This is a genomic window from Succinimonas sp. (genome assembly GCF_045225735.1).
Lineage (GTDB): Bacteria > Pseudomonadota > Gammaproteobacteria > Enterobacterales > Succinivibrionaceae > Succinimonas.
This window is the reverse complement of sequence record NZ_JBGVBR010000154.1, coordinates 1-2,273: the sequence shown is the minus strand read 5'-3', so window position 1 is coordinate 2,273 and position 2,273 is coordinate 1. Positions and strand designations below refer to the sequence as shown.

2 protein-coding genes are annotated in these 2,273 nt (G+C 50.9%); both read right to left on the bottom strand.

What is annotated here, in order from left to right:
• Positions 1–1,654, bottom strand: a 1,654-nt coding sequence (locus ACJROR_RS05540; RefSeq protein WP_406546222.1) for a TraC family protein, incomplete at its 3' end; no start/stop codon positions are given.
• A 59-nt stretch (positions 1,655–1,713) separates the two neighbouring features.
• On the bottom strand, positions 1,714–2,273 hold a 560-nt coding region (locus tag ACJROR_RS05535), incomplete at its 5' end, for a hypothetical protein (protein ID WP_406546221.1).

Here is a 2,273-nt window from a genome sequence, read left to right as displayed (position 1 = left end):
ATTCTGTAAGCCTGTTTGACTGAGATGCCATGTTGGCCACCAGCTGCACCACCGCATCCTCATCATCAGTATAGTCTGAAATAAGCTCAAAAGGATTGAGGCAGATTTTGGTTTCTTCATCGAACTGCAAAAAGTCGCCCTGAAGGAGCTCGTTTAATTTCTGATACGATTTGCCCGCGTCGATAACCCAGATCTGGGCTCCTTCAGACAAGTAGGAAAAGATGATCTCATTGATAAGGAAGGATTTTCCGGAACCGGATTCCGCCGCGATTACCGCGTTTTTGTTCGTGTCCGAATCGTGCAGGGATAGGGACATAAGCTGGCCGTTTCTGGACAGCAGGGACGCATGGTAGGTGCCGGTGCCTTTCCATTCCGCGAAAATGGGGATCAGGGTGGCGGCCATGGGAGTGGTCAGGGTTTTATATCTGAAAAGCGTGTTTATGGCTTTGGGGTCGGCGCACATGGGGAGACAGTTGATGAACATCGGAAGCATGATGCAGTCATCTTCCATGAGCTCGAATCTCTTTTCACGCCAGACGTTCCGGGCGGTCATTGCAGCGTAATCGGATTCCTCCTGGCTCCGGGAGAACAGCACCAGCGTGTAGGAAAGCCGCACCGGCTTGTCTCCCTTTATCAGGGAGTCATACATCACCTGGAAGTCATTTTCCTTGTCTTTCAAAACAGGGACAAATTTCGTGATATTGCCTTGCGCCTGATTAACGGTAAACTGGCGTTTTCTCTCGATTGCGTCCTTGGTCTGCTGGATCGCCGGATAGAACAGATTCACGCATACCATGTAGTTCTGCTTCAAAGAGGAATTCCCGCCCATGAGATCGCCCACAAAGGTGATCGCGTCGCCGCAGTACATGGTTTCCGGGAGTTTTTTGGCGGAAAGCGTCTTTATGAACATCTTGTCACCGATGCGGAGATCCCTCTTGGAGACTTCCAGCACCTCGTTAGGGTCAAAGATCTGCTCGCAGATGGGCTTATCCGGCTCCCAGATCTCCGAATACTGATCCTGCCGTTCCCAGATCGGATCATTCCAGTTCACGATAGTCTGCATAAACCGGATATACTCCTTAACATTCATGCGGCGGGCATTCAGGCTGCACGAGTTCATGCCGGCCTCGACTCTGGTAAGGATCTGCTTGAATTTAACGCTGTCATCCGGTTCCGGCTGGATGCTGCCTATTTTCATCTTCACGGAAATAACCAGCTTCACGTCCACCACTATGCCGGAATCGTAGTAGCCCCGGCGGCTGTTCGATACCAGGTTCTTGTGAGTATGCTCCTCCAGAAATTTGACTCTTTCGCACATTACCTGGTATGCGAAGGGATCGGTTTTCTGGTAGTTTTCGCGGATCTGCATCATGGCCTGCTTCTGCCGCAGGATGTCCGGGCTCCGGAAAAGGCAGAACTGAAGGATAAAGCCGGAGGGATATTCGGAATTGAGGAAGCCGTTGATTCTCTCCTGGAGCTGTTCGTCGCACCCGGTTACCGGGGTACACATATAGCTGGCGGAAAGGGTCTTGTCATCGCACAGGAAGATATCGTCATCCTTGTCATAAGCCTGGACGGTAATAAGGGAGGAGGCTCTTTCCTCGTTCGGGATAACCATGTCGTCTTTTTTCTTGCGCACGGTAAGTAGCATCATAATGGCATGTCCTATCTAAATGTCTTTAAATTTCAGTAACGTTTTTCCGGAACCCGGGGTTATTTCCTGATGTTCTGGATATAGTCAAAAGGTTCGTCTATGGCTCCCTCGGCATAGCGTCCGGAGGGGGTAACAAGGAATGGCAGCTTCCGGACTCCCAGGGTGGCTGCCAGCTCCCGGTTTCTCTGCATCCGGTCATCCGCTTTGCACTGCTTCGCGGTCTGGAAAACCACCTTGAAATCCTGCTTGAGGATCGACAAAGCCTTTTCCTTCGCGGTGGCGTTGGAGCAGGCAAAATCATGAAGGAGCTTTTCGGTATTGCTGTCTCCGGTGGAATTGAGCAGGATAATTCTGATCATGTAATAGGCGGAATTGATGTTGTCGGTAATGTCTTTAAGGAGCTGGACGGTGCCGGTATCCCGGGGATCGGCAAAGATAAACACTTCTCTTCCCTTGTTGATGCCGCCGGAGTTTTTGGCCGGGAGAACTATTTCATTAAGCCCGGATGCCTTTCTCAGGCTGTCCAGCGGGATATGAGTAAAGGCATAGTCAATGAGAGCCGGGGTATTGAGCTTTTTCTGGTTGTCCCACAGGTCATAGAGTTCCCCGTTAAATATGG